This window comes from Lentzea chajnantorensis, assembly GCF_054300775.1.
This window is the reverse complement of the sequence record NZ_JBSDZT010000002.1, coordinates 3,053,077-3,079,483: the sequence shown is the minus strand read 5'-3', so window position 1 is coordinate 3,079,483 and position 26,407 is coordinate 3,053,077. Positions and strand designations below refer to the sequence as shown.

The 26,407-nt window shown below is 66.2% G+C and carries 19 protein-coding genes and 1 pseudogene; 14 read left to right on the top strand and 6 right to left on the bottom strand.

Features of this window, described 5'->3' with window-relative positions:
- Nucleotides 1–15 precede the first annotated feature (15 nt).
- The 3 genes from ACVDFE_RS15855 to ACVDFE_RS15845 all read left to right on the top strand — a co-directional run bounded on the left by ACVDFE_RS15855 (nt 16) and on the right by ACVDFE_RS15845 (nt 5,185).
- Nucleotides 16–1,599: an N-acyl-D-amino-acid deacylase family protein gene (locus ACVDFE_RS15855; protein ID WP_458430891.1), complete on the top strand. Its 1,584-nt coding sequence runs from the start codon at nt 16–18 to the stop codon at nt 1,597–1,599.
- A complete protein-coding gene (locus tag ACVDFE_RS15850) occupies nt 1,596–2,999 on the top strand; it encodes a GntP family permease (protein ID WP_360397815.1) in 1,404 nt (467 codons plus the stop codon). The genes ACVDFE_RS15855 and ACVDFE_RS15850 overlap by 4 nt, the downstream gene beginning before the upstream one ends.
- Nucleotides 3,000–3,097: 98 nt before the next feature.
- Nucleotides 3,098–5,185 carry an alpha-galactosidase gene (locus ACVDFE_RS15845; RefSeq protein WP_458430890.1) on the top strand — a complete coding sequence of 696 codons (2,088 nt, stop codon included), beginning with the start codon at nt 3,098–3,100 and terminating at the stop codon, nt 5,183–5,185.
- 252 nt (nt 5,186–5,437) lie between these two features.
- Here the strand turns inward: ACVDFE_RS15845 and ACVDFE_RS15840 are convergent, their stop codons facing one another.
- From ACVDFE_RS15840 to uvrA, 3 genes are all read right to left on the bottom strand, one after another.
- Nucleotides 5,438–5,905: an SRPBCC family protein gene (locus tag ACVDFE_RS15840; RefSeq protein WP_360397811.1), complete on the bottom strand. Its 468-nt coding sequence runs from the start codon at nt 5,903–5,905 to the stop codon at nt 5,438–5,440.
- A gap of 128 nt (nt 5,906–6,033) precedes the next feature.
- Nucleotides 6,034–6,219: a hypothetical protein gene (locus tag ACVDFE_RS15835; RefSeq protein WP_360397809.1), complete on the bottom strand. Its 186-nt coding sequence runs from the start codon at nt 6,217–6,219 to the stop codon at nt 6,034–6,036.
- Entirely contained in the window at nt 6,216–9,095 is a 2,880-nt protein-coding gene (gene uvrA / locus ACVDFE_RS15830) for an excinuclease ABC subunit UvrA (protein ID WP_360397807.1), read from the bottom strand. The genes ACVDFE_RS15835 and uvrA overlap by 4 nt, the downstream gene beginning before the upstream one ends.
- Nucleotides 9,096–9,318: 223 nt before the next feature.
- Between uvrA and ACVDFE_RS15825 the strand changes: the two genes are divergently transcribed.
- Nucleotides 9,319–10,071, top strand: coding sequence for a maleylpyruvate isomerase family mycothiol-dependent enzyme (locus ACVDFE_RS15825; protein ID WP_458430889.1), 753 nt, complete (start codon nt 9,319–9,321; stop codon nt 10,069–10,071).
- A 47-nt stretch (nt 10,072–10,118) separates the two neighbouring features.
- Here ACVDFE_RS15825 and ACVDFE_RS15820 read toward each other — a convergent pair.
- Nucleotides 10,119–11,078, bottom strand: a pseudogene (locus tag ACVDFE_RS15820) (acyltransferase family protein); the annotation flags it as partial.
- A gap of 148 nt (nt 11,079–11,226) precedes the next feature.
- Between ACVDFE_RS15820 and ACVDFE_RS15815 the strand changes: the two are divergent.
- The 3 genes from ACVDFE_RS15815 to ACVDFE_RS15805 all read left to right on the top strand — a co-directional run bounded on the left by ACVDFE_RS15815 (nt 11,227) and on the right by ACVDFE_RS15805 (nt 13,464).
- Complete coding sequence (locus ACVDFE_RS15815; RefSeq protein ID WP_458430888.1) at nt 11,227–11,904, top strand: MBL fold metallo-hydrolase; 678 nt, start codon at nt 11,227–11,229, stop codon at nt 11,902–11,904.
- Nucleotides 11,905–12,041: 137 nt separating this feature from the next.
- Nucleotides 12,042–12,629, top strand: coding sequence for a helix-turn-helix domain-containing protein (locus ACVDFE_RS15810; RefSeq protein WP_458430887.1), 588 nt, complete (start codon nt 12,042–12,044; stop codon nt 12,627–12,629).
- 169 nt (nt 12,630–12,798) lie between these two features.
- Nucleotides 12,799–13,464 carry a DUF2637 domain-containing protein gene (locus ACVDFE_RS15805; protein ID WP_458430886.1) on the top strand — a complete coding sequence of 222 codons (666 nt, stop codon included), beginning with the start codon at nt 12,799–12,801 and terminating at the stop codon, nt 13,462–13,464.
- A 28-nt stretch (nt 13,465–13,492) separates the two neighbouring features.
- Here ACVDFE_RS15805 and ACVDFE_RS15800 read toward each other — a convergent pair whose 3' ends face one another.
- Both ACVDFE_RS15800 and ACVDFE_RS15795 read right to left on the bottom strand, forming a co-directional pair.
- Complete coding sequence (locus ACVDFE_RS15800; RefSeq protein ID WP_458430885.1) at nt 13,493–14,683, bottom strand: nSTAND1 domain-containing NTPase; 1,191 nt, start codon at nt 14,681–14,683, stop codon at nt 13,493–13,495.
- Nucleotides 14,684–14,778: 95 nt separating this feature from the next.
- Nucleotides 14,779–17,613 carry a tetratricopeptide repeat protein gene (locus tag ACVDFE_RS15795; protein ID WP_458430884.1) on the bottom strand — a complete coding sequence of 945 codons (2,835 nt, stop codon included), beginning with the start codon at nt 17,611–17,613 and terminating at the stop codon, nt 14,779–14,781.
- A gap of 683 nt (nt 17,614–18,296) precedes the next feature.
- Here ACVDFE_RS15795 and ACVDFE_RS15790 point away from each other — a divergent pair.
- The 7 genes from ACVDFE_RS15790 (at nt 18,297) to fxlM (ending at nt 26,286) form a co-directional block, all read left to right on the top strand.
- On the top strand, nt 18,297–19,490 hold the full coding sequence (locus tag ACVDFE_RS15790) for a helix-turn-helix domain-containing protein (RefSeq protein WP_458430883.1): 1,194 nt from the start codon (nt 18,297–18,299) through the stop codon (nt 19,488–19,490).
- A gap of 343 nt (nt 19,491–19,833) precedes the next feature.
- A complete protein-coding gene (locus tag ACVDFE_RS15785) occupies nt 19,834–20,019 on the top strand; it encodes a hypothetical protein (RefSeq protein WP_439660588.1) in 186 nt (61 codons plus the stop codon).
- A complete protein-coding gene (locus ACVDFE_RS15780) occupies nt 20,016–20,225 on the top strand; it encodes a hypothetical protein (RefSeq protein ID WP_458430882.1) in 210 nt (69 codons plus the stop codon). The genes ACVDFE_RS15785 and ACVDFE_RS15780 overlap by 4 nt, the downstream gene beginning before the upstream one ends.
- Nucleotides 20,222–20,539: a hypothetical protein gene (locus ACVDFE_RS15775; RefSeq protein ID WP_458430881.1), complete on the top strand. Its 318-nt coding sequence runs from the start codon at nt 20,222–20,224 to the stop codon at nt 20,537–20,539. The genes ACVDFE_RS15780 and ACVDFE_RS15775 overlap by 4 nt, the downstream gene beginning before the upstream one ends.
- Before the next feature lie 125 nt (nt 20,540–20,664).
- Nucleotides 20,665–20,826 (top strand): FxLD family lantipeptide, encoded by a 162-nt coding sequence (locus tag ACVDFE_RS15770; RefSeq protein WP_143022882.1) that lies wholly within the window; start codon nt 20,665–20,667, stop codon nt 20,824–20,826.
- 85 nt (nt 20,827–20,911) lie between these two features.
- Nucleotides 20,912–23,980, top strand: coding sequence for a lantibiotic dehydratase (locus tag ACVDFE_RS15765; protein ID WP_458430880.1), 3,069 nt, complete (start codon nt 20,912–20,914; stop codon nt 23,978–23,980).
- Entirely contained in the window at nt 23,977–26,286 is a 2,310-nt protein-coding gene (gene fxlM, locus ACVDFE_RS15760; RefSeq protein ID WP_458430879.1) for a methyltransferase, FxLD system, read from the top strand. Before ACVDFE_RS15765 ends, fxlM begins: the two co-directional genes overlap by 4 nt.
- The last annotated feature ends 121 nt before the right edge of the window (nt 26,287–26,407 follow it).

Sequence of the window (26,407 nt, the reverse complement as noted above, 5' to 3'; positions counted from 1 at the left end):
AAGGGGAGTGCCCTGATGGACGACGTCGTCCTGCGCGGACCACTGATCGCCGACGGCACGGGCGCGCCCGCCTACCAGGCGGACGTGGGGATCAAGGACGGCGTCATCTCGTCCATCGGCAGCGGGATCTCCGCCACGCGGTCGATCGACGCGGACGGGCTCGTGCTCGCGCCGGGGTTCATCGACATGCACTCGCACTCGGACCTGCGCATCCTCGCCGAGCCGGACCACCTGGCGAAGGTCTCGCAAGGGGTCACGACCGAGGTGCTCGGCCAGGACGGCCTGTCCTACGCGCCGGCGAACGACGAGGTGCTCGCCACGTTGCGCGGCCAGCTCGCCGGGTGGAACGACGACCCGCCGGGCTTCGACTGGAACTGGCGCTCGGTCGGGCAGTACCTCGACCGGCTCGACCAGGGCATCGCGGTCAACGCCGCGTACCTGGTGCCGCAGGGGACGCTGCGGATGCTCGCCGTCGGCTGGGAGGACCGGCCGGCGACCGGGGCCGAGCTGCTCGCGATGAAGGACGAGCTCGCGAAGTCGTTGGCGGAGGGCGCTTTCGGCATGTCCTCCGGGCTCACCTACACGCCCGGCATGTACGCGGACACGTCCGAGCTGGTGCAGCTCTGCGAGGTCGTCGGGAGCCACGGCGGTTTCTACAGCCCGCACCACCGCAGCTACGGCGCGGGCGCGCTGGAGGCGTACGCCGAGATGGTGGACGTGTCGAAGCGCTCCGGCTGCCCGCTGCACCTCGCGCACGCCACGATGAACTTCCCGGTGAACAAGGGCAGGGCACCGGAGCTGCTGGCGCTGCTGGACGACGCGATCGCGGGCGGTGCCGACATCTCGCTGGACACCTACCCGTACCTGCCGGGCGCGACGTACCTGTCCGCGCTGCTCCCGTCCTGGGCGACGGAGGGCGGACCGGACAGCGCGCTGGCCCGGTTGTCCGATGTGGACACCCGTGAGCGCATCCGCGCGGAGATCGAGGAGATCGGCTCGGACGGCTGCCACGGCGTGCCGGTCGACTGGGACTCCATCGAGATCAACGGGGTCCGCAACGACCGCAACGCGCACCTCGTCGGCGCGAGCGTCCTGCGGTCCGCGGCACGGCTCGGGCGCACCCCGGCCGACCTGTACTTCGACGTGTTGGTCGACGAACGCCTGGGTACCTCCTGCCTCATGCACGTGGGGCACGAGGAGAACGTGCAGGCGATCATGAAGCACCCGGCGCACACCGGCGGCAGCGACGGGCTGCTCGTCGGCGACCGCCCCCACCCGCGCGCGTGGGGCACGTTCCCCCGCTACTTCGCGCGCTACGTCCGCGAGCTGGGCGTGCTGAGCCTGGAGGAGTGCGTCGAGCACCTCACCGGCCGGGCCGCCAAACGCTTGCGGCTCACCGACCGGGGTCTGGTCCGCGAGGGGTTCGCGGCCGACCTGGTGCTGTTCGACGCGGCCACGATCGCCGACACGGCGACCTTCGACCAGCCGAGGCAGCAGGCCACCGGCATCCCGTTCGTGTTCTGCAACGGGGTGCCGGTGATCGACGACGGAACCGCCACCGGCGCATTGCCAGGCCATTCACTCAGGAGCCGCCCGTGATCGACTGGTTGCAACACTCAACACCGGGTCTGCTGACCCTCGCGGTGGTCAGCATCGCGGTGCTGCTCCTGCTGATCATCAAGTTCAAGGTCGAGCCGTTCATCGCGCTGATCGTCGTCGCACTGCTGGTCGCGCTCCTCGCGGGCGTGCCGGTGGAGCAGCTGGTCGGGTCGGCGCAGAAGGCCTCGGACTCGTTGCTGGAGAAGGGCTTCGGCTCCATCCTCGGGCACATCGCCGCGATCATCGGCCTCGGCACGCTGCTGGGCGCGATCCTCGAGGCGTCCGGCGGCGCGCAGGTGCTGATGGACAAGCTGATGAACGCGTTCGGCGAGAAGAAGGCGCCGGTCGCGATCGGCCTCGCCGGCCTGATCTTCGGTGTGCCGGTCTTCTTCGACATCGGCATCTTCGTGCTCGCGCCGCTCGTCTACGTGGCGGCCAAGCGCAGCGGCAAGTCGATCGTGTTGTTCGCCATGCCGTTGCTCGCGGGCCTTTCGGTCATGCACGCGTTCATGCCACCTCACCCGGGACCGGTGGCGGCAGCCGGTCTGCTGGGGGTGTCGCTCGGCTGGATCATCATCATGGGTCTCGCGGTGGCGCTCCCGTCGTGGTTCGTCGGCGGTGTCCTGTACTCGTACTGGATCGGCAAGCGCATCAACGTGCCCGTCCCGGAGGAGATGCTGGCGGCGGCCGAGGTCGCGCGGGCGGAGAACGGTGGCGACGATCGCGACCCGCCGTCGCTCGGCCTGGTGCTCTCGATCATCGGCCTGCCGCTGGTGCTGATCCTCGCCGGCACGTTCGGCTCGATCCTGCTGACCAAGGGCACGCGGCTGTACTCGGTGGCGACGTTCTTCGGCACGCCCGCGGTGGCGCTGACGATCTCGGTGCTGCTCGCGTTCTGGCTGCTGGGTTTCCGGCGCGGCATGACGCGGGAGAAGGTGGCGGAGCTGTCCGCCGCGTCGTTGAAGCCGGTCGCGATGATCCTGCTCGTGGTCGGTGCCGGTGGCTTCTTCGGCGCCGTGCTGGCCGCGACGGGCATCGGCAAGACCCTGGCGGGTGAGCTGTCCGACCTCGGCCTGCCGGTGATCGCGCTGGCGTACGTGATCAGCTGCGTCATCCGGATCGCGCAGGGTTCGGCGACGGTCGCGATCGTGACGACCGCGGGCATCGTGGCACCGGTGCTGTCGGACCTGAACTACTCGCAGCCCCAGCTCGCGCTGGTCGTGATGGCGATCGCGTCCGGTTCGATCATCGCCTCGCACGTGAACGACGGCGGGTTCTGGATCGTGTCGCGCTACTTCGGGCTGTCGGTGAAGGAGACGCTGCAGTCGTGGACCGTGCTGGAGACCATCCTGTCGGTGGTCGGTTTCGTGGTCGCGGCGCTCATCAGTCTGATCATCTGATCGGACAAAACCCAACAAGTTCCAACGCTTGACAACGCGGGCCCCGGATCTGAGGATCGGCACATTGTTCAGTTGTGTTTGATGTGGACGGGGCCCGCATGAGCAACACGGAGGTCGTGCACCTGCACGACGACACCTCCAGCGTCGTCATCACCGTCGAGGGCGCAGGCCTGCCGGTCGTGGCGCACTGGGGGCGCACCCTCGGGGACCTCGGCCAGGCCGCACTGCGCGGCCTGGCCGGCGTCGTCTCGTGGAGCAGCCCGAACAACACACCGGACGTCCCCGTCCCGCTCGCGCTGCTGCCCGACGCCGGTGCCGGGTACTCCGGCCGTCCGGGTCTACGCGGGCACCGCGGCGGTGAGCACTTCGCCCCGGCGCTCCAGGTCACCTCGTCCTCGGCCGAGGACCGGATCTTCCGCTACGCCGCCTCCGACGCGGCGGCCGAGCTGACCGTCACCGGCACCGTCGAGCTGCTGGAGTCCGGCATGCTCCGGCTGCGGCACGTCGTCCGCAACGACGGCACGACGCCGTACGCGCTGGAGGGCGTGGAGACCGCGCTGCCCGTCCCGTCGCACGCCACCGAGCTGCTCGACTTCACCGGCCGCTGGAGCCGCGAACGCCAGCCGCAGCGGCAGGCGTTCCACCACGGCTCGTGGGTGCGGGAGAGCCGGCGCGGGCGCACCGGGCACGACGCGACCGTCGGGTTGCTGGCGGGCACGCCGGGGTTCTCGTTCCGCGACGGCGAGGTGTGGGCGCTGCACGTGGCGTGGAGCGGCAACCACGTGACGTACGCGGAGAACCAGGTCGACGGCACGCCCGTCCTCGGTGGTGGCGAGCTGCTGCTGCCGGGCGAGATCACGCTGGCCGCGGGCCAGGAGTACGAGACGCCGTGGCTGTACGCGGCCTACTCGCCGGCGGGCGTCGACGGCATCAGCGCGGCCTTCCACCGGCAGCTGCGGGAACGCCCGCGGCGGCCGCGGCCGGTCGTGCTGAACACCTGGGAGGCCGTCTACTTCGACCACGACCTGGGGCGGCTGACCGCGCTGGCCGACACCGCCGCGGCGATGGGCGTGGAGCGGTTCGTGCTGGACGACGGCTGGTTCCGGCACCGCCGCGACGACACCGCCGGGCTCGGTGACTGGTTCGTCGACGAGACCGTGTGGCCGGACGGGCTGACCTCGCTGATCAAACACGTGCGCGCGCTCGGCATGGAGTTCGGCCTCTGGTTCGAGCCGGAGATGGTCAACCCGGACTCCGACCTCTACCGCGCCCACCCGGACTGGGTGCTCGGGCCGCGTCCCGGCGTGCTGCCGCCGCCGTCGCGCCACCAGCAGGTGCTGAACATCGCGCACCCGGAGGCCTACGCGTACATCCTCGACCGCGTGTCGTCGGTGCTGGCGGACAACGACATCGCGTTCGTGAAGTGGGACCACAACCGCGACCTCATCGGCTCGCGCGTGCACGAGCAGACCGCCGCGTTCTACCGGCTGCTCGACGAGCTGCGGCTGCGGCACCCGCACGTGGAGATCGAGAGCTGCTCGTCCGGCGGCGGGCGGATCGACCTCGGCGTGCTCGCGCGCACCGACCGCGTGTGGACGTCGGACTGCAACGACGCCCTGGAACGGCAGCTGATCCAGCGGTGGACCGGTGTGTTCCTGCCACCGGAGCTGATGGGCGCGCACGTCGGCCCGACGAAGTCGCACACCACCGGGCGTGTGCACGACCTGTCGTTCCGCGCGGCCACGGCGTTGTTCGGGCACTTCGGGATCGAGTGGGACATCAACTCGGCCACCGACTCCGAACGCGCCGGGCTCCAGGCGGTGATCGAGTACTACAAGGACGTGCGGTCGCTGGTGCACAGCGGGGTCGTCGTGCACTCCGACCACCCGGACCCCGCGGCGTGGGTGCACGGCGTCGTGGCCGCCGACCGGTCCGAGGCGTTCTTCGCCTACGTCCAGCTCACGACCTCGACGCAGACCAAGCCGCGCCGCGTGCGGCTGCCGGGCCTCGACCCCGAGCGGACGTACCGGCTCTCGTTCGACGCGCCCGCCGGCCGGCCGCGGCTGACGCAGCGGGGTCCCGCGCGCTGGGAGACCGTGGAGCTGCCCGGTTCCGTGCTGTCGGACGTCGGGGTCCAGCTGCCGGTCCTGGAACCGGAGCAGGCGGTGCTGCTGCGCCTGCGATGAGAGACGGGAAGAACCCCGGCGGGAACGTCCCGCCGGGGCTCCCCTCTCCCCTGTGAGCCCGGTCGCCGCGGCGACCACCGCCCTCCACACGCAGGGCACGCCCCGCCGGTTCACAAAGATCTTGAACTTCTTCCAGTCGGCGACCACACGCCGAGCAGCTGGGCCGGTTGGTGCGCCACCTGTCCGCCGGCGACTGAGCCGGTTCCGCGCACACGGGCGGCCGGTCGCGCGGAGCTGTCGCCCGCGCCGAGGTCAGGACTCGGGGCGGCTCGCGGCCCGGACCTCCAGCTGCTGCTTCAGCCCCTTGAGGCCGCCGCGCATCATCAGGTCGTGGTTGCCGCGGAAGAACGGCTTCGCGATCAGCACCAGCCGCCGCAGCAGCGCCTTGTTGACCACGACCTCCTGGTCGAACACCAGGTCGGTGCCACCGTCGCGGCCGATGATCTCCCAGCCGGCGAAGCCCTCCAGGTCACCGGTCAGCGTCGCGCGCAGCAGACCCGCCTGCTGGTTGCGGATGCTGTGCCGCGCCCGGATGACGAGGTCGAAGGGCAGGAACGACCGGCAGCGGAGCTCACCGGTCTCGTCGTCGATCTTCGTCGCCGACTTGACCTCCGGCCACCACCGCGGGTAGTTCGCGATGTCGGACAGCACCTCGTACACGGCTGCCGGCGGCGCGCAGACATGCCACACGCTGCGGAACCGGTAGCGGTTGAGTGACACGTCAGAATCATCCCGGATAGCTCGTGGGAGTCACAGTCCCTCGACAAAAGTCACATCGAGAGATCGATTCCCCACGACCGGGAATTCGGCTCCAGTACCGCTCAAGCAGGACCCGAGCGGCGCCTAGTTCACTTGTCGGCGAGGCGGGGAAACCGTTCCAGGGTTCGCAACCAGCCGACAGCCGCGACACGGCGGAGTGCCTGCTCCGACATGTCGAGCGCCTCAACGAGGCTGAAGGGGTACGCCACGGGCACGCCGCGCGACGCCGCAAGGGCGCGCTCGCGGTGGGCCAGCGCATCGAGTGGGATCATCACCCTGCCGCCGACACCTCCTCATTCCCGAGCACCTGCAGCAGGAACTGCCCCGTGTAGCTCTCCTCCACCTGCGAGATCTGCTCGGGTGTGCCCTCTGCTACGACCATACCGCCGCCGGAGCCCCCTTCGGGACCCATGTCGACGATCCAGTCGGACGTCTTGATGACGTCGAGGTTGTGCTCGATGACGATGACGGTGTTGCCCTTGTCCACCAGCCCGTTGATGACGCCCAGCAGCTTGCGGATGTCCTCGAAGTGCAGACCCGTCGTCGGCTCATCGAGGATGTAGACCGTCTTGCCGGTCGACCGCTTCTGCAGCTCGGAGGCGAGCTTCACGCGCTGCGCCTCACCACCGGACAGCGTGGGTGCCGGCTGGCCGAGCCGCACGTAGCCGAGACCGACCTCGACCAGCGTCTTCAGGTGGCGGTGGATGGCGTTGATCGGCTCGAAGAACGTCGCGGCCTCCTCGATCGGCATGTCGAGGACCTCGGAGATCGTCTTGCCCTTGTAGTGCACCTCCAGGGTCTCGCGGTTGTACCGCGCGCCCTTGCACACCTCACAGGGGACGTAGACGTCCGGGAGGAAGTTCATCTCGATCTTGATCGTGCCGTCGCCCGCGCACGCCTCGCAGCGGCCGCCCTTGACGTTGAACGAGAACCGGCCCGGCTGGTAGCCGCGGACCTTCGCCTCGGTCGTCGCCGCGAAGAGCTTGCGGATGTGGTCGAACACGCCCGTGTAGGTGGCCGGGTTCGACCGCGGGGTGCGGCCGATCGGCGACTGGTCGACCTGCACCAGCTTGTCGACCAGGTCCAGGCCCTTGATCCGGGTGTGCCGGCCGGGCACCTGGCGGGCGCCGTTGAGCTTGTTCGCGAGCACGGTCGCGAGGATGTCGTTGACCAGCGTCGACTTGCCGGAGCCGGACACGCCGGTGACCGAGGTGAGCGAGCCGAGCGGGAACGACACCTCGATGCCGCGCAGGTTGTGCTCGCGCGCGCCGACGACCGTGAGCTGGCGCTTCTTGTCGATCTTGCGGCGCTTCGCGGGCATCGGGATCGACTTGCGGCCGGACAGGTAGGCGCCGGTGATCGACTCCTTGTTGCTCAGCAGCTTCTTGTACGGGCCGCTGTGCACGACCTTGCCACCGTGCTCACCGGCGCCGGGACCGATGTCGACGACCCAGTCGGAAGTGCGGATCGTGTCCTCGTCGTGCTCGACGACGATCAGCGTGTTGCCCAGGTCGCGCAGCCGGGTCAGCGTCTCGATCAACCGGTGGTTGTCGCGCTGGTGCAGGCCGATCGACGGCTCGTCCAGCACGTACAGCACGCCGACCAGGCCGGAGCCGATCTGGGTGGCGAGCCGGATGCGCTGCGCCTCACCGCCGGACAGCGTGCCGGAGGCGCGGTCGAGCGAGAGGTAGTCGAGGCCGACGTCGAGCAGGAAGTGCAGGCGGGCCTGGATCTCCTTGAGCACCGCGCCCGCGATCATCGACTCGCGCTTGCCGAGCTTGAGGCCGTCGAGGAAGTCCGAGCACTCGCCGACGCTCATCGCGCAGACCTCGGCGATGGACTTGTCGCCCTTTTTGCCGTGGTGCAGCGTGACCGCGAGGATCTCGGGCTTGAGGCGGGTGCCGGCGCACGCGGGGCACGGGACCTCCCGCATGTAGCCCTCGTACTTCTCCCGCATGTAGTCGGACTCGGTCTGCTCCTGGCGCCGTTCGAGGAACGGGATCACGCCCTCGTAGTTGGCGTAGTAGGAGCGCTCACGGCCGTAGCGGTTGCGGTAGCGGACGTGCACCTGCTCGTCGATGCCGTGCAGGATCGCCTTCTGCGCCTTCGCGGGCAGGTGGCGCCACTGCTGGTCCATCCGGTAGCCGATGGTCTCGCCGAGCGACTGCAGCAGGCGCGTGAAGTACTCGGCGGTCTGCCCGCCTGCCCACGGCGCGATGGCGCCCTCTTCGAGCGTCAGCTCGTCGTCGGGGACCACGAGCTCCGGGTCGACCTCCTTGCGCACGCCGATGCCGGTGCAGACCACGCAGGCGCCGTACGGGGAGTTGAACGAGAACGACCGCGGCTCCAGGTCCTCGATCGCGAGCGGGTGGCCGTTCGGGCAGGCCAGGTTCTCCGAGAAGCCCCTGACCCGGTTCGGGTCGGTCTCCGGCAGGTCGACGAACTCCAGCTCGACCAGGCCGTCGGCGAGCCTGAGCGCGGTCTCGACCGAGTCGGTCAGGCGCTGCTTGGACGACGCCTTGACGCTCAGCCGGTCGATGACGACCGCGATGTGGTGCTTCTCCTGCTTCTTGAGCTTCGGCACCTCGCCCAGCGCGTGGACGACCCCGTCGACCTTCGCCCGCGAGTAGCCCTGCGACTGCAGGTTCTGGAACAGGTCGAGGTACTCGCCCTTGCGGCCGCGGATGACCGGCGCGAGCACCTGGAACTTGGTGCCCTGCTCCATGGCGAGCACCTGGTCGACGATCTCCTGCGGCGTCTGCTTGCCGATCGCCTCACCGCACTGCGGGCAGTGCGGCTTGCCTGCGCGGGCGTAGAGCAGGCGCAGGTAGTCGTAGACCTCGGTGATGGTGCCGACGGTCGAGCGCGGGTTGCGGCTCGTGGACTTCTGGTCGATGGAGACCGCGGGCGAGAGGCCCTCGATGAAGTCGACGTCGGGCTTGTCCATCTGCCCGAGGAACTGGCGCGCGTACGCCGACAGCGACTCGACGTAGCGGCGCTGCCCCTCGGCGAAGATCGTGTCGAACGCGAGGCTCGACTTGCCGGAGCCGGACAGCCCCGTGAAGACGATGAGGCTGTCCCGCGGCAGGTCGAGATCCACGCTGCGCAGGTTGTGCTCGCGGGCGCCGCGAACGACAAGACGGTCTGCCACTGGGGTCCCTTCGGCTGCGATTGGCGGGTCACTCACGCCACACTCTTCCGAACAAGCGTTCGAAGCGTACTAGCACCGTTCCGGAGGCTGTGACCGACCCGCGAACCATGCTAGGTGCCACCACCGACAAAAACGGATCGGGCGGCTTCCGCATTCCCCTGAACAGGCTCTACCTCCTAGGCTGGGCACTTCGATCAGCCTCAACGTCGGGGAGAGGCAGCACATGACCTACACGCCGTCCACGCAGCACACGTCGGTGCCGTCGCCGCGGGGAGTGCCCGACCGGCACCTGACCGCGGTGCGGCAGGCGACGGACGTGCTGTACGAGGTCGTCGAGGAGCTGGACGAGACCGCGGTGCGCGGCCCCAGCCTGCTGCCCGGCTGGACCCGCGGGCACGTCGTCACCCACCTCGCGCGCAACGCCGACGCGCTGGTGAACCTGCTCACCTGGGCCAAGACCGGGGTCGAGCACCAGGCGTACGCGTCGCGCGCGGACCGCGACGCCGACATCGAGGAGGGCTCCCGCAGGCTGCTGCAGGTGATCAGGGCCGACCTCGACTCCGCCTGCCAGCGCTTCGACGCGGCCTGCCGCGACCTGCCCGCGCACGCCTGGCGTTCCGAGGTCGCCTCGCCCAAGGGCGCGTCGATCCCGGCGTCGTCCGTGCCGTTCCTGCGCCTGCGCGAGCTGTGGATCCACCTGGTCGACCTCGACGCCGGCGTGACGTTCGACGACCTGCCGGCCGACCTCGTGGAGGAGTTCCTCGACGACGTCCTGCGCCAGTTCGAGGGCCGTGTCGACGCGTTCTCGGTCGAGGTCACCCTGTCCGGCGGCGCTCAGCGCAGCTGGGAGCTCACCGGTCCGGAGAGCCGCAGCTCGGTGAGCGGGCCGGCGAGCGCCGTGCTGGCGTGGCTGACCGGCCGTTCCGACGGCTCCGAGCTGCGCGGCGAGCTGCCGGAACTGCCCGACTGGGCCTGAGTGAGCAGCCGGTAGGCGGGCCGTTCGACGAACTTCGTGAGCGCCCAGCCGAGCACGACCGCCGAGGTGAGGAAGCCGGCGAGCAGCCACCAGGACCGCAGCCCGGCGTTGTGCATGCGGTCCATCACCACGGTGCCGATCTGCTGGTGCACCAGGTAGACGCCGTACGAGATGCCCGCGAGCCACGTGACGGCCCGCTGGACCGGGTTGAAGAACACCCAATCGGGTCCAGCGGCCGCCGCGCACACGAGCAGTAGCAGCACGCCGAAGCCGATCGTCGATCCGTACTCGGTCGTGTGAACCGCCTGTGCCACCAACGTGGCGGTCAGCAGTGCGCCCAGGTGCGCCGTGCCCATCCGGTGTTTGGACCACAGCCAGATGGCAATCCCTGCGGCGAAGAGCTGCGCGCGGTGCAGCGCGAACCCGTTGTAGATCGTGAAGAGCGCGTACGAGTGGTCCAGCAACGGCCGCAGCAGCAGCGGGGTGACGACGAGCCCCCACAGGAAGACCCGCAGCCCGGTCCCGTGCAGCCGCTTGACCAGCAGCGCACCCGCGACGAACGCGCAGATCTGCACCGGCACCGTCCAGTAGGCGAAGTCGACGATGTCGACGTCCGGGAACCACTGGTTGACGAGCAGCAGGTTGTAGACGACGTCACGGCCGTCGAGCTGGCTCCACCCCTCCGGCGCGACCCATCTCTGCACGGCGTAGGTGAGCAGCACGGCGGCCATGTAGGCGGGCAGCAGCCGCGCGAGTCTTCTCCACACGAAGCGGCCCGGCCGGCCGTGGCTGAGGGTGGCGCAGGCGAAGAAGGCCGAGACGACCATCAGGGTGCTGGCGCCCATCGACATCGGGAAGGTGAACGGCAACGGCCCCAGGTCGGGGTGGCTGCTGACGCTCGTGAGCGTGGCGTGGTGGAGCAGCACGCATCCGATGGCGACGACCCTGAGGACGTCCCAGCTGACCCGCCGGGTCGTCCGGGACTTGTGTCGTTGCTCTGGAATCACGAGAGGTGGGGACCTGTTCGTCGATGCGGGTTGGTGCCTTCGGAGTACGCGGCGACGGATTGTCGACCTTTACTTACCCTATGAGTGCAACCTGTATGCAACCTGAAGGTGTGCGGCGCACGGCCCGGAGCGACTACCGTCAGCCACCGTGGACGTACTCGAGAACTACACCGGTCACGTCGAGCCCGGCGGCCCCGCGGCCAGCCGCACCCTCCCCGCGCTGACCATCACGAAGATCTCCGTCGGACCGATGGACAACAACGCCTACCTGCTCGTTTGCCGGTCCACGAACGAGGCGTTGCTCATCGACGCGGCCAACGACCACGAGCGCCTGTCCGCCCTGCTCGACCAACTCCCCACGCGCCCGGCCCTGCGCACGATCGTGACCACGCACCAGCACGCCGATCACTGGCAGGCACTCGAACCCCTGGCCACCACCCACGGCTGCACGACCGCCGCCCACGAGCTGGACGCCGCGGTCCTCCCCGTCGCACCGGACGTCCTCGTGGACCACAACGACACCATCGACGTGGGAGAAGTCCCCCTGACGGTGATCCACCTGCGCGGCCACACCCCGGGCTCGATCGCGATCTTGTACGACGACCCGGACGGCCGCCCGCACCTCTTCACCGGAGATTCACTCTTTCCGGGTGGTCCTGGGCGGACAACAAGTCCAGACAACTTCGCCAGCCTGATGGCCGACCTGGAAGAGCGCGTCTTCGGCAAACTGCCCGACGACACGTGGTTCTACCCAGGTCACGGCGACGACTCGACCCTAGGCGTCGAGCGTCCGAAGCTCGCCGAATGGCGCGAGCGAGGCTGGTGATCTTGGCCGAACGGGGCCGCCTACCGACGTAGGCGGCCCCGTTCGCTGTTCCAGCAGCGGGACGGGGCCTCGATCGGACGTGGAGGTCCGACCGTGCGCACATCGTGCCGCATGACCCTCATCACGGCGGTGACGCCGTGAGCATCGAAGCGATCGCGTGGGCGCTCAACAGCGCCCCGATCCCAACCAACCGCAAGGACTCAAGCTCACTCGCAGTAGTCCTCATCGGCCTCGCCAACCACGCTGACCCGTTCGGGCGAAATTCGTTCCCCTCGGTCGCGACGCTGACCCGTTACACCCGCCTGTCCGAGCGAACCGTGCGCACGACCCTTGATCGTCTTCACGCGTTGCGCCTGATCAAGCCGTCGGACCCGGTCATCCTCGCCGCGCACATCAAGCGCGCCGACCGCCGTCCGCAGGGCTGGGACCTCGCGATGTGTGACGAGGTGCACGTCTTGCACCTCGCTGAGCAGGACGGGGTGCAGTCCGCGCGCCACGAGGTGCAATCAACGACGCGACGGGGTGCAAGCACTGCACCCGATCCTTCCCTTAACCGTCCGAGGAACCGTCCCGCGCCGAGCGCGCCCGGCGGGCGCTCGACGGTCTGCGGCGAGTGCGACGCTCGCGACTCCGATCCAGTGTCTGCTCGCGTCGTCTGGCTCGACGAAGACCGAACCCGGTCATCCCTGTGCCCGCGCTGCCACCCAGCGGTGATGTCACGATGAGCCGCGTTCACCTCTCCTACTCCGAGCCGGTCTCACGGATCCATCCGCACGGCTGGACTTCTCCGGAGCGCTGCTACGAGTCTCGCGCTGCGGCGGAGAAACTGCGCGACGCGACGAACTTCCTGTCCGGCCCGGACGCAGCTCGACGCCGCACCTGGAACTTCACCCCGTGCACCTGCTCGGAGCCTCAGCAGGATCGGTGGCTGTCGTGAACGAACCCACGATCTGGATCAAGAGAACGTGCGTAGTCGCCGTAGCTGCGGTCGCAGCCGTGGCTGCCGTTGTCTCGTTCGACCACATGCGGGCGCTCGCTTCGGATGCCGGTGAAGGATGGAAGGCCTGGATCCTGCCGATCTCGGTCGACGGCATGCTCGTCTCGGCGTCCTTGGTGATGCTCACCCGCAAGCGGGCCGGCCAACCGGTAAGCGCTCTCGCTTGGAGCGGCCTCATCCTCGGACTGCTGGTGTCGCTCGCCGCGAACGTCGCGGCCGCCGAGCCGACGCTGATCGGCCGCCTCGTGGCAGCGTGGCCACCAGTCGCACTCGGCCTTTCCTATGAACTCCTGCTGACCTTGATCCGCGAGACGGCGACCGTTCATGAACCCGCTGAGCAGCAACTCCTTGAGGTTCCCTCAGCCGTTCATGAACGCGTCGATCCTCCCGCCGAGGTCCCGCCCAAGCGCCCGCGGAAGTTGATGCAGGACTACATCAACGAAGCTCGTGAACACCTGGGTCCGGACGTGAACATCACTCCGGCGTGGGTTCGCGAAGTAACCAACTGCTCCCGCGGCTTGTCGCCGAAGATCGCGGCAAAACTTAAGGCCGAGATGAAGTGACGACACCAGCCGAGCAGCGAAATACCTATCAAACAACAGGTTCGACCATGAGGTGAATAATACGGATATAGCTGCGCATCCGAGGATCAGTGAACCGAAATATGCCGCGACTGACCCGTTTAAGAATTGTCGACCCATCTTCCGACGCCAATTTTCGTAGCATCGGGGACGGATTCTCGCCATTCATCGCCTTACGCAGCTCCGCCAACGAAAACTCTTCATCGCTAATCGAAGCCGCCGCAGTCAAAGCGTCTTTATACGACTTACTTTGCGATCTAATACTCTCCGTGTAACCATGCCGCAAGGTACTCTCGGCATCCTCGACTGCCGCAGTCATTGCAAGCGGAAGATCAGCCATTGTGATTTGTTTACGACCTGCCCGAATCACATGCTCTGCGCATTTGAGCGCAAGCAGATGCGTGAAGTGCGGATAGCCAGCACTAAGCCGAGCGATGGCAATCGTGACACTTTCATCAAAAACTAATCCGAGCGCCGACGCCCCTCGCTGAACGATATCGCGCAGCTGACCTTCTTGCATCGTCTGCAGCTTGGTCTCACGCAACGCACGCTGCACCGATGCGTGGCCATCTGTAAGGTCAGCCGCCGTTTCAGCAATCCCTACAAGCATAAGCTTGAATGATGCGCCAGCATCACTAAGATGTTTGATCAGCTCCGCAATCTTTTTGCGCACTAGCGGATCGCTCACAACATCCAGCTCGTCTATAAGCATAAAACCCGTGAGACGCGATAGATGCCGTGCCGCTTCGGACGCGCCAATGGTGCCATCTGGCCGATAGGTGGCAGCTAAAGAAGACTGTGCTTCGACACCAAAGCCGATATCAACTACCTTGGCTTCCTTCTTGCGAGTTCTACTTTCCTGCGTCACATACTCAACCCGCAGGACATCAACCCCAACAGCCGCTAACGGCTCATGGAATATCGATTCAAAAGTATCAGTGTGATCACAACGCTTAAGGAAAAATTTCTGTACCGTCGTAATTGCCTGAGCATAAGTATTTGAAACGACGATCGCCAAGGAACTCTTTCCTACGCCACGCTCGCCGTACAGCAGAACATGCTGACCAGGAGTATTCAGCACAGAGATGAGCCTACCGATTTCGGCAGACCGACCCGCAAGAACCTCTCCGTCACGGATTGGTTGATGCGGAGTGAAAACCTGGCGTACTTGAGATGCAACAATCGCGGCTTCATTGGACAAGTTGTAATAATCACCGATGAGTGCACTTCCAGAGCCGGTAATTAGATGTGTGTGACGAGGTCGCACACGCCCCGGAACCCGCCAACTTGAATCACTCATCGACGACCCCTTACCGCAGGTCGAATGTGTTGAATATTGGCACTGCCATAGCTAGATATTAGATTTTCGACCTGCTTAGCTGCTTCATTCTCTCCAACCGCACGAAGATCCGCAGCGAGATTACTCAAAGCCCGCAGGGTGTCCGGATGATCAGAACCCAAAACCCGCGTGTACCCCTCAACAACATCCTGACTGAGCTGCTTCGCCGCTTCATTCTCTCCAACCGCACGAAGATCCGCAGCGAGATTACTCAAAGCCCGCAGGGTGTCCGGATGATCAGAACCCAAAACCCGCGTGTACCCCTCAACAACATCCTGACTGAGCTGCTTCGCCGCTTCATACTCACCAACCGCACGAAGATCCGCAGCGAGATTACTCAAAGCCCGCAGGGTGTCCGGATGATCAGAACCCAAAACCCGCGTGTACCCCTCAACAACATCCTGACTGAGCTGCTTCGCCGCTTCATACTCACCAACCGCACGAAGATCCGCAGCGAGATTATTCGAGGCCCGTAGAGTATCCGGATGATCAGGACCCAAAACACGTTCAGATCGCCGCAGAACGCCTTCATCGAGCTCCAGCGCAGTCTGATAGTCGCCAAGCGCAAAACAGTTGGCTGCGAGATTAGTCGTCGCGACCAACGTATCAGGATGATCGGACCCGAGAAGTCGTTCGTAGTCATCAACAACATCAAGATTGATCGCTTGAGCTGCGGCGTGATCGCCCAACCCGGTAAGATCTGCAGCTAGGCTCATCTTTGCAAGCAAGGTGCGCGGATGGTGATCACCAAGTGTAACTTCAAAACCCTCAAGTATTTTGGAATCAAGGACCCGCGCCTTCTGATACTCCTCAAGTTCGCGGTACGCGGACGACAAATTAATCATCGCCGTCAGTGTCCCTGGCGCGTCCATCCCATGCGTTGCCCGAGTGATAGAAACAACTTCCTCGTGGAGCGCCGCAGCCTCCTTATACCTACCGATGTCCTGCAGGGCCAATGCGAGATCGTTAGTCGATGCCAGAGTATCCGGATGACTGGGACCGAGCGTTTTTCTACGACGCCCGGCGATGTCCCTATACAGGTTGAGCGCTTCACTATATTGACCCTGTTCCTGTAGGGCCAGTGCAAGATCACTCGCAGCAGCAAGCGCATCTGAGGAGTCACGACCGTACAGCTCAGCAGCCATTTCAAACTGCTCCCTCAAACGCGTCAGCATGCGCACACCCTGAGAGAATGTTTTAGCTTGCAGGCGTCGGGTCGCACGCCGCTGAATCTCCCGCGCTTGAACAAAATCGCCTATATATTCAAAATACTGGGCGGCCCGGTCGAGCAACCAAGCCACTTCGTCGGATACCACGTCCAAGCGTCGACGATCATCGGTAACCGTGAGTACGTGCTCAAGCAGATTTCCCCAAAGTCGCCGAGTCACGGCAGACTCTGTCGGGTCGCTCGGCATTGCTGCCCGAAATACGCGCACCGCAATAGCAGGCCATCCGCCCACCATAGGCTCGTGACCTTCAGTCCGCCGCCGCAATTCATCCGCAATTAGTGGCTGAATTGTCAGTGCGCGCGGTGCCGCGACACCCAACGCTCGTACTGTGATCGCGTCCGTCAGTTGCGCAATCCTCAGCGGATCTTTTACCGCGCGCCCAAGTGGCGCAGGGAAAAATTCAGCATGGCTAGCGAGGATACCCAAAGGGATCGACTGCGGACTTAGCCATGCCGCGAATTCAAGTAGTTGCGGAGCCGCACGGTCTTCTTTGGCAAGATCCTTGAGGACAAGATCGACTAGAACCCGTACGCTTGCACGCAGCTGGCCCCCATGTGGGTGGCCAATAGTTTTTTGTACATCCTCGCTCAAATCTCGAAGAAGCTCGTCGGCAGTCGCCCCACTATTGCGCAATAGATCACTGCTCATCACAACTGCCAATGGCAAATCATCAACAGCTCGCGCAATAAGGCTAGCTCCGCGCTTATCAATCCAAGAGTGCCTTGAACTGAGCAATTCAACGGACTCCGACCTCGCAAAAGGCGGAACCTTGATTATGACACCGGGGTCGAGAGAGTCCCAGTGATCAGCGGTTACTAGAACATCACCTCCAATAAGAATAAAATCGCGTATTAGGTCAGGCCTGGACGCGTCGTCAAATATAATGAGCCAGTTATGACTAGATAGGAGATACTTGCGCAGCGCGCCAACGTCCAACTTGTCCGGCTTTTTACAGAGCCCGAGCGCTACTGCCAGATCACCCAACGCGGCCTCAACAGCTCGCGAAGAGGTCGACGGTATCCACCAGGTGACGTCGTATCGGTCGAAGTTTCGATATGCGTACTCCAACGCTATCTGAGACTTACCTACTCCAGCAGGACCAACAAGTACGCTAGTACCGCCAATGATAGACATTTGATTCAGGATATCTGTGCGACCTACGAAGTTCGGATTACGAGGTGGAACGTTCCAGACGCGCCGGCTACTGGACGGCTTCGGCAAGGACAACAACGATTGCAGCACCGCCTGCTCAAGTTGCTCAGGCGACGACACACTGGCAGTTAGGACGGTGCCAGCGAGGCGGCGTCGAAAGCCCAGCTGTCGTGAACCTCCGACAGGGTCGATGAACATTGACGCTGGTCCTACGACACTCTCGTCAAGCAGGAACACTAGGCGGGGAAGCCCGAGTTCACCTGCGATCTCGAAGTCCAGTTCGGGAAGCGACAACTCGGGGTGCTGATGTGCGATCGGCCCGTACTTGAAGCCTGCAATCAGGATGAATACATCGGCTGTGGTCAGCTCGTTACCGCCCGTATGAACCGGCTGGTCATCGACCCGTTTCACGCCTGCAGAGGCAGCCGATGCGAACGACCTGTCAGCCGGGTACTGGCCCAGCTCAGGCGTGTAACTGAGGTACACCCTGCGAGAACTCGGCGACGCCATCAGCACATCATCTCAGTCGATCGTGCTGGTGCGACCCCTGGAGCGCGGATCACTTCGGGTGCTGCCGCGACACGCAGGTCGGTACGGGAACCTGACTCGCCTGAAGTGGATCACGCAGGCATTCCCTTGAGCAAGGACGGCAACTCCAGGATGTCGGTCGCTTCCACGCCCAGGCTCCCTCACGCCGACACCCCGTCGTAGACCGACGTCCGCGAGCGCCGTGATGTGAGCGAGGCCCCCTTTGATGAAGTCGTCGACAGGGTGACCTGAGCTAGTAATGCATGTTCCTGGCGTGGAGCCAGGCAGGCAGTCGTTGCAGTGGTCAACTAGCCCACCACCGCAAGCACGAAGAGGGACTCCGATGGCAACTGGCTGGCAGGTCGACTGCGCGACGCAAGTCACGCCCGGGATCACCACCATCCCTGAGGTCTGACGACAGCCGTCTGACCACCACGATAAGGAAGGTTTGTGACGGACCGTGGTTAATGCTCAGCGGAGGCCAGCTAGCCTGGCGTGCGAGAGGTGCGGTTCCCGGCTGTCGGCCAGGGGTATCTCGGTTGAAGGTTATCCTCCGACGAGGGCAGGTGGCGGTGGACGAGACGCACGTCGGCCGGCGGGTTCGTGAGATCCGTTCCTTCCGAGGGATGAGTCTGACCGCGACAGCTCAGCTCGCGGGCATGGCACCGAGCTACCTGAGCATGATCGAACGAGGGCTGCGACCAGTGAACCAGCGGGCAACGCTGGAGGCGCTGGCCAACGCGCTACGCGTATCGCCGGCCGAGCTGACCGGTAAACCCTATGCGCCAACCGATGCGGCCTCGGAAGAAGCCCACGGCCACATCTTCGAGGTCGAAGACGCCATGACCGCATGGCGGATCGGCGAGGTGCCCGACGCACCGGCGCGGCCGTGGCAGCAGGTGAGCACCGAGCTGGATCTGCTCAACCTCACTCTGCGACCCAACGCTGACTACGCCGCCCAGGGCGCATTGCTGCCTTCACTGATCCGGGACCTGCTCGTCGCAGCGAACGCCCCAAAGCGGCGCACGGCTGCCCTGGTGGGACTCATCGCGACCTACAAGGCGGTGGCCTACTTCGCCCACGACCTCGGCGTGGCCGGGCTGCCTGTGCTGGCGGTGGAACGGATGCGTGAGGCCGCCGAGGAGCTCGACGACCCGGTCTGGCTGTCGTATGCCGCCTACCAGCGCGCGCAGCTGATCAGTGGCACCAACCGATCTCGCCAGTACGACCTCGCCGTGCAGACCGCGCAGGTTCCTGGTGCACGGGTAGAGGTGCACGGCCTCGCGCACCTCACCGCGGCCCTGGCGTGCGCGTCGCGGGGAGACGCCGACGCCGCCCAGACCCACCTGGCCGAGGCCACCGCGCTCGCGGATCGGATCGAGCCGGATGTCAGCCCGTGGATGCAGACCAACTTCGGCCGCACCAACGTCGGGATCTGGAAGGTGTCCATCGGCTTGGAGCTCGGCGTGGGCGCGAAGGTCCGCGAGATCGCCTCAACCGTGCGACCAGCCGGTGTGTCCAAGTCGCGTCAGGCCCAGTTCTGGATCGACGTCGGCCGCGGTCTGCTCACCGAGCGCAAACACCGCGATCAGGGCCTCGCCGCAATTCTGGAGGCGGAGAAGCTGGCTCCGCAGAAGGTTCGCAACAACGTCTTCGTCCGCGAGTCCGTTGCTGGCCTGCTCGCCCAAGCCAGGCGTGAGGCCGGCGGCCGTGACCTTCGTGGCCTGGCCTATAGGGTCGGTGTAGCCCCATCCGGGTGATCCACGCCGCCCGTTCACAAGTTGTGAAATAGCGATCCAAGGTCCCACCTAGCGTCACTTTCCAGATACGGGAGGTGACACCAGGTGGGATCTTTGCTGTTGAGAACGTTGTCGCATCAGGTCGCGCGGGTCCTCACCTTCCGTTCGCATGCTGCGGTGTCACGGCCGGTTGCTCCCCGACGCTCCGGCCGTGACGCCGCGCCCACCTCGTCCTGCGCCTTTGTCGACGCCGACACCATGCTGATCTGGTCGGCCCTTCCGGCGCAGAGCCCTACGAGCAGCGATCCGCGTCCCAGTTCTTCGGGAATGCGGGTCGCGCCGTACGTGAACGGAGACGCCGACCATGTCCTTGCCCAACGCCGATCCCGCTCGATCGCCCGGTGGCAGCGGTGCACTCGAATCGCTCGCCACCGATCCGAGCTGGCTGGCCGCCCGTGACCGGCTCGCCGCATCGATCCGCGCAACCAGCCTGCCGACCTACGGCGGGCAGGCTCGCCTTCGCGTTGCTGCGCGCCAGGAGAACCGGTGAGCGGCCACGTCTGGTGGACCTCGCCGCTGGACAACCTGACCCACGCGATCGGGGACAGCACCGGTCCTGGCGACGGCACGGTGGACACCGAGTGCGGCCGGGTGCTCGACATCGAGAAGGCGGGCAAGTCGCCGAGCGGCAGCTACTGCGACGACTGCCTGCAGAAAGTCGGGACGAAGGTGGACGACAGCAGCCGCTGGCGGTGAGCGCCATGGCCGCTCAGCACGCCTACCGCGAGGGCAACCAATGGGGCATGACGGTTCCCGAACTGCTGGAGAACGCCGCCGCCGAAGGACGACCGCTGCACCTGGAGTGGAGTGAGGACGGCACCACGTGGGACTGGCCTGGCAACAACTTCGACACCATCGAGATGCCCGTCATCACACCCGAAATGCTCGCGGCCACAACACCAGAACTGGCACCCGACACGGACGCCGACACCGAGGAACTGGCCACCGCGACCGACGTACTGCAGGTCGACCAGAGCTGGTGGTTCACCGGCCCAGCGGGGCCGCAATGACTTCCGGGTGCTCACCCATGAGTTCACCCGGCAAGCCCTGACTCGAATGTCGTTACACCACAACGCTTTCCAGTCAGGTTGATGTCGAACCGACGAACAAACAGGGGATGCCAATGTCATTGATCATGCTCGACGAGCCCATCGCCGCAGACGACCTGTTCGCCTTGGAGCACTTGGAGTTCATCACCGATGTCCCGGCTGACGCCGCGATGAACCCCTGCACCAACGGAACCGACGACGGCTGCGACCCGACCTGCGCATCAGCGTGTGTCACCGGAGGGGTGTGACACCAGAAGTTCCCGATGCGCCTCGGGGACCAGGCGGCTCTGGTTCCCGAGGCACTCATTCTCGTTGTCACATCTGGAGGAACGGATGCGTCACGCTGACCACAAGCCGCTGTATCGGCACACTGGGGTCGCGCTGCTGCGAGCCTCGGCTACACCGCTGACCAGTGCTCCCGACCAGTGGCCCGACCTGACCGACATCGCTTCCTGCCGGGCATGGCTGGACCGGATGTGGGCACGCGATGGCTTGGCCGCGGCTGTGCGGCAGGCCAGCCCGTCGCTGGCCGACCGCGTCAACGACATCCGCGCCGGGCACGCCATGTCCGACAAACAGGTTCGCAGCGCCACCGTGTCCGCCGTGCGCTACGTGCTGCGCAGCATCGGACGGCCCACGCCCTTCGGGCTGTTCGCCGGCGTTGCTCCCGTGACACTGACCGCGGCCGGGCGGGTCGAGCTGCGAACGGAGCACCGGGCCGCAGCGCGGGCCGACGCGCAGTGGCTGGCGGACATCATCACGCGGGCCGAGTCCTGCCCGCAGTTGCTGGAGCGCCTGCACGTCACGGTCAACGATCTCACGGTGCGCCGGGGTGACTGGCTGGAACTCCCGCGGGGAACGGACCGGGCAAGGTTGCTGTGCACCTCTGCGATCCTTGCCGCGTGGGAGGCTGCAGCAACACCGATGCGCTTCGGCGACCTCATCGACAAGCTGGCCAACGACTTCACCACCGACCGCTTCAAGGTTCGCGACAGCATCACCGCTCTACTCGTGCGGCCTGGATTCCTGCTGACCAGCCTGCGCGCGCCGTTCACGGTCACCGACCCGTTCACCCACGTGCTGACCGTCTTGCACGACACGGACGCCGCCGAACTGCCCGAGATCGCAGACCTGCTGCACGAGCTTGACGCGGTGCATGCCAAGCTGCGCCACCACAACGCGCCCACGACCTCGGGTGCTGAACAGCACGAGGCCCGCGCAGCACTGATCAGCCACATGCGCACGCTGTCCTCGGCAGGACGAACGCCTATCGCCGCGGATCTGTTGCTGGATAAAACAATCGAGCTGCCGATCAAGGTCGCACAGGAGATAGCCGCCGCCGCGAGCGCGCTACTGCGCACCACCCGCCACCCCGCCGGTGACCCAGCCTGGCGCGAGTATCAGGCCGAGTTCACCGATCGCTATGGCGTTGGCACGCTGGTGCCGCTACTCGAGGTCGTTTCGCCCGACGCCGGCCTCGGGTATCCGGCACGCTTCCATGGCAGCCTGCGCTCCGCTCCCGCCGTCGCACTCGGGCCACGCGACGAACGACTTCTGGCACTGGCATGGCAGGCAATGGCTAACGGCAGCCGCGAGATTGTCTTGTCCGACAACGACCTCGCTGTACTCACCTCCCCGGACTTCGACGAGCGCTACATACCGCCGCACGTCGAACTGGCCGCGCGCGTGCACTGCGCCAGTGTGGATGCGCTGAACCGGGGCGAGTTCATGCTCACCGTCGCACCGGCCCGCTCCGCTGGAACTCTCACCAGCCGGTTCACCCCGATGGCCACCGGGTCCGGTCTCGCCGAGGCCTACCGGGCGCTCCCCGCCGCGACCGACGGAGCGCTGCGCGCGCAGCTGAGCTTCGGCCCGAAGTTCGTGGCCGCCGAGAATGTCTGCCGGGTGCCCGCCTACCTCGACCACGTGATCCCGCTGGGCGAGCACCGCGGCCACGACGACCCCGCGACCCTGATTCCGCTGGAGGACCTGGCTGTCTGCGCAACCCGCGACCGGCTCTTCCTGGTCAGCCGCTCACGGCGTCGGGTGGTCGAGCCGCAGGTGTTCCACGCCCTCGCCTTGGACAAGCAGCCGCATCCGCTGGCGCGGTTCCTGGCCGAGCTGCCGCGCGCGTTCAGCGCTTCCTGGTACCAGTTCGACTGGGGTCCACATGTGACCCTGCCAGCGCTGCCTCGGGCGCGCTACGGCCGCATAGTGCTGTCCCCTGCGCAGTGGCGTCTGTCCACCACCGACTTGCCGCCAGAGGGCACCGGCCCGCAGGGCTGGCACGAGCTGCTCGCCGCTTGGCGGACACGCTGGAACTGCCCGGACGTGGTGGAACTGCGCGACGCCGACCGCACACTGCGGCTGAGTCTCGACGAGCCCGTCCATGCCACGCTCCTGCACAACCACCTCGTAAAGCACGGCCAGGCGATCCTCTACGAAGCCACCGACGTGGCCGACTACGGCTGGATTGATGGCCACGCTCACGAGATCGCGCTGCCACTGGTCACCACCCGTCCAGCTGCTCCCGCCCCGTTGTGCGGTCCGCTACCCGAGGTCACCAACCAGCATGGTCAACTCCCCTGCGACCCCGGTGCCACCTGGCTCACCGCGAAGACCCACACCCACCCGGAGCGTATCGACGGCATCCTCACGACGCGCCTGCCGCAGCTGCTCAAGACCCTTCCCGAGGGCACCGCCTGGTGGTTCGTGCGATACCAGAGCCGACACGAAACCGATCACCTCCGGCTACGTCTTCGCCCCACAGCCGAGCACTACGCTGCGTGCACGATCGCGGTAGGGGAATGGGCGCAGAGGGTGCGGCAGGCAGGCTTGATCACGGACGTTCGGTTCGCCTCTTACCAGCCCGAGATCGGCCGCTACGGGCACGGCGCGGCGTTGGAAGCGGCCGAGGACGTCTTCGCCGCCGACTCGCGGTTGGTCGCCGCCATGCTCCGTGCCCTGCCCGCCAAGTCGGTCAACCCCACCGCGCTGGCCGTGGCGAACATGGTCGGCATCGTCCGCGGGCTTCTCGGCACGCCTGGCGCCGCAGCCGACTGGTTGATCAACCGCACCGCGCCCGCCGTCACCATCGCACGGGACATCCTCGACGATGCGATGCGGATCTCGGTCGACCTGACCGCGCTACGGCAGCTGCCCGGATGGACGGAACCGGTCGAGCAGGCCTGGCAGGCCCGCGCCGACGCCTTGACCGCCTACTGTGGACACCTGCGCCCCGTCACCGGCATCGACATCAACTCCGCGCTGGAGTCGTTGCTGCACATGCACCATAACCGGGCCATCGGCATCAATCCTGACCACGAGCGCCTATGCAATCGCCTCACCAGGCACGCCGCGTTGGCCTGGCGGGCATTGCAGCAAGGCGGCGATTCCCAATGACGCCAACAACCTCACCCACCGCGCCGCCACACCACGACCCCGCTCCCGCCTGGGGACAATCGCTGTCCTACGGCGCGGCCGGGATCGCGCTGCTGCACGTCGGCCAGGCCCACGCCGGCCTCGTCGACTGGCCAGCCGCACGTCAGTGGATCACGGCGATGACCCGCAGCCCGCTCGTCGCTCACCCCGACGCGTGCCTGTTCAACGGCGCGCCTGCCGTCGCGTTCGTGCTGCGCGCCACGGGAAACCCTGCCTATGCTCGCCCGCTGCATACTCTCGACACGCACATCTCACGCCTGACGCGGCGTCGCCTCGATGCAGCACACCGACGCATCGACGATGAACTCCCTGCCCGTCTGCGTGAGTTCGACCTGATCAACGGGCTGACCGGGATCGGGACCTACCTGCTACACACCGGACACGACGCGCTGCTACACCACGTGCTGTCCTACCTCGTGCGGCTGGTGTGCGAGCCGATCACGTTCGACGGCGAGCAGCTGCCCGCTTGGTGGACCAGCAACGAACCCGCCGATCGCCCCTGCCCGCGGTGGCCTGGCGGACATGCCAACCTGTCGATCGCCCATGGCGTCACCGGGCCATTGGCCTTGCTGGCGATCTCCAAAATCAGCGGCATCACCGTGCCAGGCCACACCGAGGCGATCGAGCAGACCTGCAGGGTGCTCGATCGCTGGCAGCTCGGTACCCGCACCACACCGTGGTGGCCGGGCACCATCAGCCTGCACGAGTGGCACACGGGCACAACCAGCCAGGTTGGTCCGCAACGGCCGTCGTGGTGCTACGGCACCCCCGGCATTACCCGCGCACAGCAGCTCGCGGGAATTGCCCTCGGCGACCACCAGCGGCAGCGCAGCGCCGAGAACTCGCTCGCATCGTGCATCACCGACCAACAGCAGCTCGATCAGCTCGACGGCGCGTCGCTGTGCCACGGCTGGGCCGGACTGGTCCAGACTGTCCGCCGCGCCGCTGACGACGCTGGCCCCGGCAGCGAACTCGCGACACTCCTGCCGCGGCTGCACAACGGCTTCCAACAGCACCTGCGCGATCACCGGCCACTGGCTGGGGACGGCCTGCTGGAGGGCGCGACCGGAGTCGCACTGGCCCTGTACTCGGCGACCGAGCCCGCGTTCCACTGGGACGCGTGCCTGCTCCTCGCCGCACCAGACCGCACCACCGAACACGAGAGGAACGGGATGACCACCACGGAAACCCAGCCCGAAGACCTGCGCAACCGGATGGTCGACCACATCGTGGAGAACAGCCAGGCGATGTCGGCCGAGGTCGAGCGGGTCATGCGCACGGTTCCCCGCCACCCGTTCGTGCCGGACGCGAGCATCGAGGACGCCTACGCCAACCGGGCCATCACCATCAAGCCCGGTCCTCCCGGAGGTAGGCCCGCCAGCTGCATCTCCGTGCCCACCGTCGTCGCGATGATGCTCAACCAGCTCGATGCCCGTCCCGGCCAACGCGTCCTGGAAGTCGGCGCTGGCACCGGTTGGAACGCCGCCCTGCTCGCCGAGCTCGTTGGCGAGACCGGTCACGTCAGCACAGTCGACATCCACCCTGACGTCACCGAGCACGCCCAGCGAGCACTCGCCGCTACCGGTTACGACCGCGTGCACGTCATCACCGGAGACGGCGCGCTCGGCGACCCCGAGAACGGCCCGTTTGACCGCATCATCGTCACCGTCGGCCCCTGGGACCTGCCTCCGGCCTGGTTCGACCAGCTCGCTCTTGGTGGCCGGCTCGTCGTCCCGTTGACCTGGCGTGGCCAGACTCGCAGCGTCGCGTTCGTCAAAGACAACGGCGTTCTGCGCGCCACCGACAGCCAGCTATGCGGCTTCATCCCGATGATCGGCGACGGCCAGAATGGCGAGCAGAAGGGCGAGATCGCCGACGACGTCCTGCTGTACTGGGACCCTGACCAGCCTGTCGATCTCGGTGCCCTGCAGGGGGTTCTAGAAACGCCTGCTAGCACCGTGTGGTCCGGCACATCGATCATGGCCATGGAGTCCACCGACCTCATCTGGCCGCTGGTCACCGCCGTCGAGCCGGGGACGGTGCGCTTCTGCGCCGGTAACGACGCCGTCGAGGCTGGACTGGCCAAGCCCGCCTTCCGGTATAGCAGTGTCGCCTTGGTCGACGACGAATCGTTGGCATATATGACGTTGAAGAACCCCGAGCCCAACGCGCAGAACAAGCGCTGGGAAGCTCGGCGCAATCGGCCACGGCCCCATCGGAGAGCAGCTCGCGGAACGGCTGTGCGCCGTAATCCGTACCTGGGGTGAGGATCGCGCGGCTCAGCCGACTATCGCTGCCTACCGTGCAGGGACGCCGGACGAGGCACTCACCGGCGGCCAGATCATCGACAAGCAGTTCATCCGGCTGGTCGTCTCACTCTGATCGCTC

Excerpts from the sequence above, each read along its gene's own strand:
- ACVDFE_RS15770 (WP_143022882.1), top strand. The coding sequence starts at position 20,665 with ATGCTCGACGAGCCCATCGCCGCAGACGACCTGTTCGCCTTGGAGCAC.
- ACVDFE_RS15825 (WP_458430889.1), top strand. The coding sequence starts at position 9,319 with ATGACCTACACGCCGTCCACGCAGCACACGTCGGTGCCGTCGCCGCGG.
- ACVDFE_RS15785 (WP_439660588.1), top strand. The coding sequence starts at position 19,834 with ATGTCCTTGCCCAACGCCGATCCCGCTCGATCGCCCGGTGGCAGCGGT.
- fxlM (WP_458430879.1), top strand. The coding sequence starts at position 23,977 with ATGACGCCAACAACCTCACCCACCGCGCCGCCACACCACGACCCCGCT.
- ACVDFE_RS15855 (WP_458430891.1), top strand. The coding sequence starts at position 16 with ATGGACGACGTCGTCCTGCGCGGACCACTGATCGCCGACGGCACGGGC.
- ACVDFE_RS15845 (WP_458430890.1), top strand. The coding sequence starts at position 3,098 with ATGAGCAACACGGAGGTCGTGCACCTGCACGACGACACCTCCAGCGTC.
- ACVDFE_RS15765 (WP_458430880.1), top strand. The coding sequence starts at position 20,912 with ATGCGTCACGCTGACCACAAGCCGCTGTATCGGCACACTGGGGTCGCG.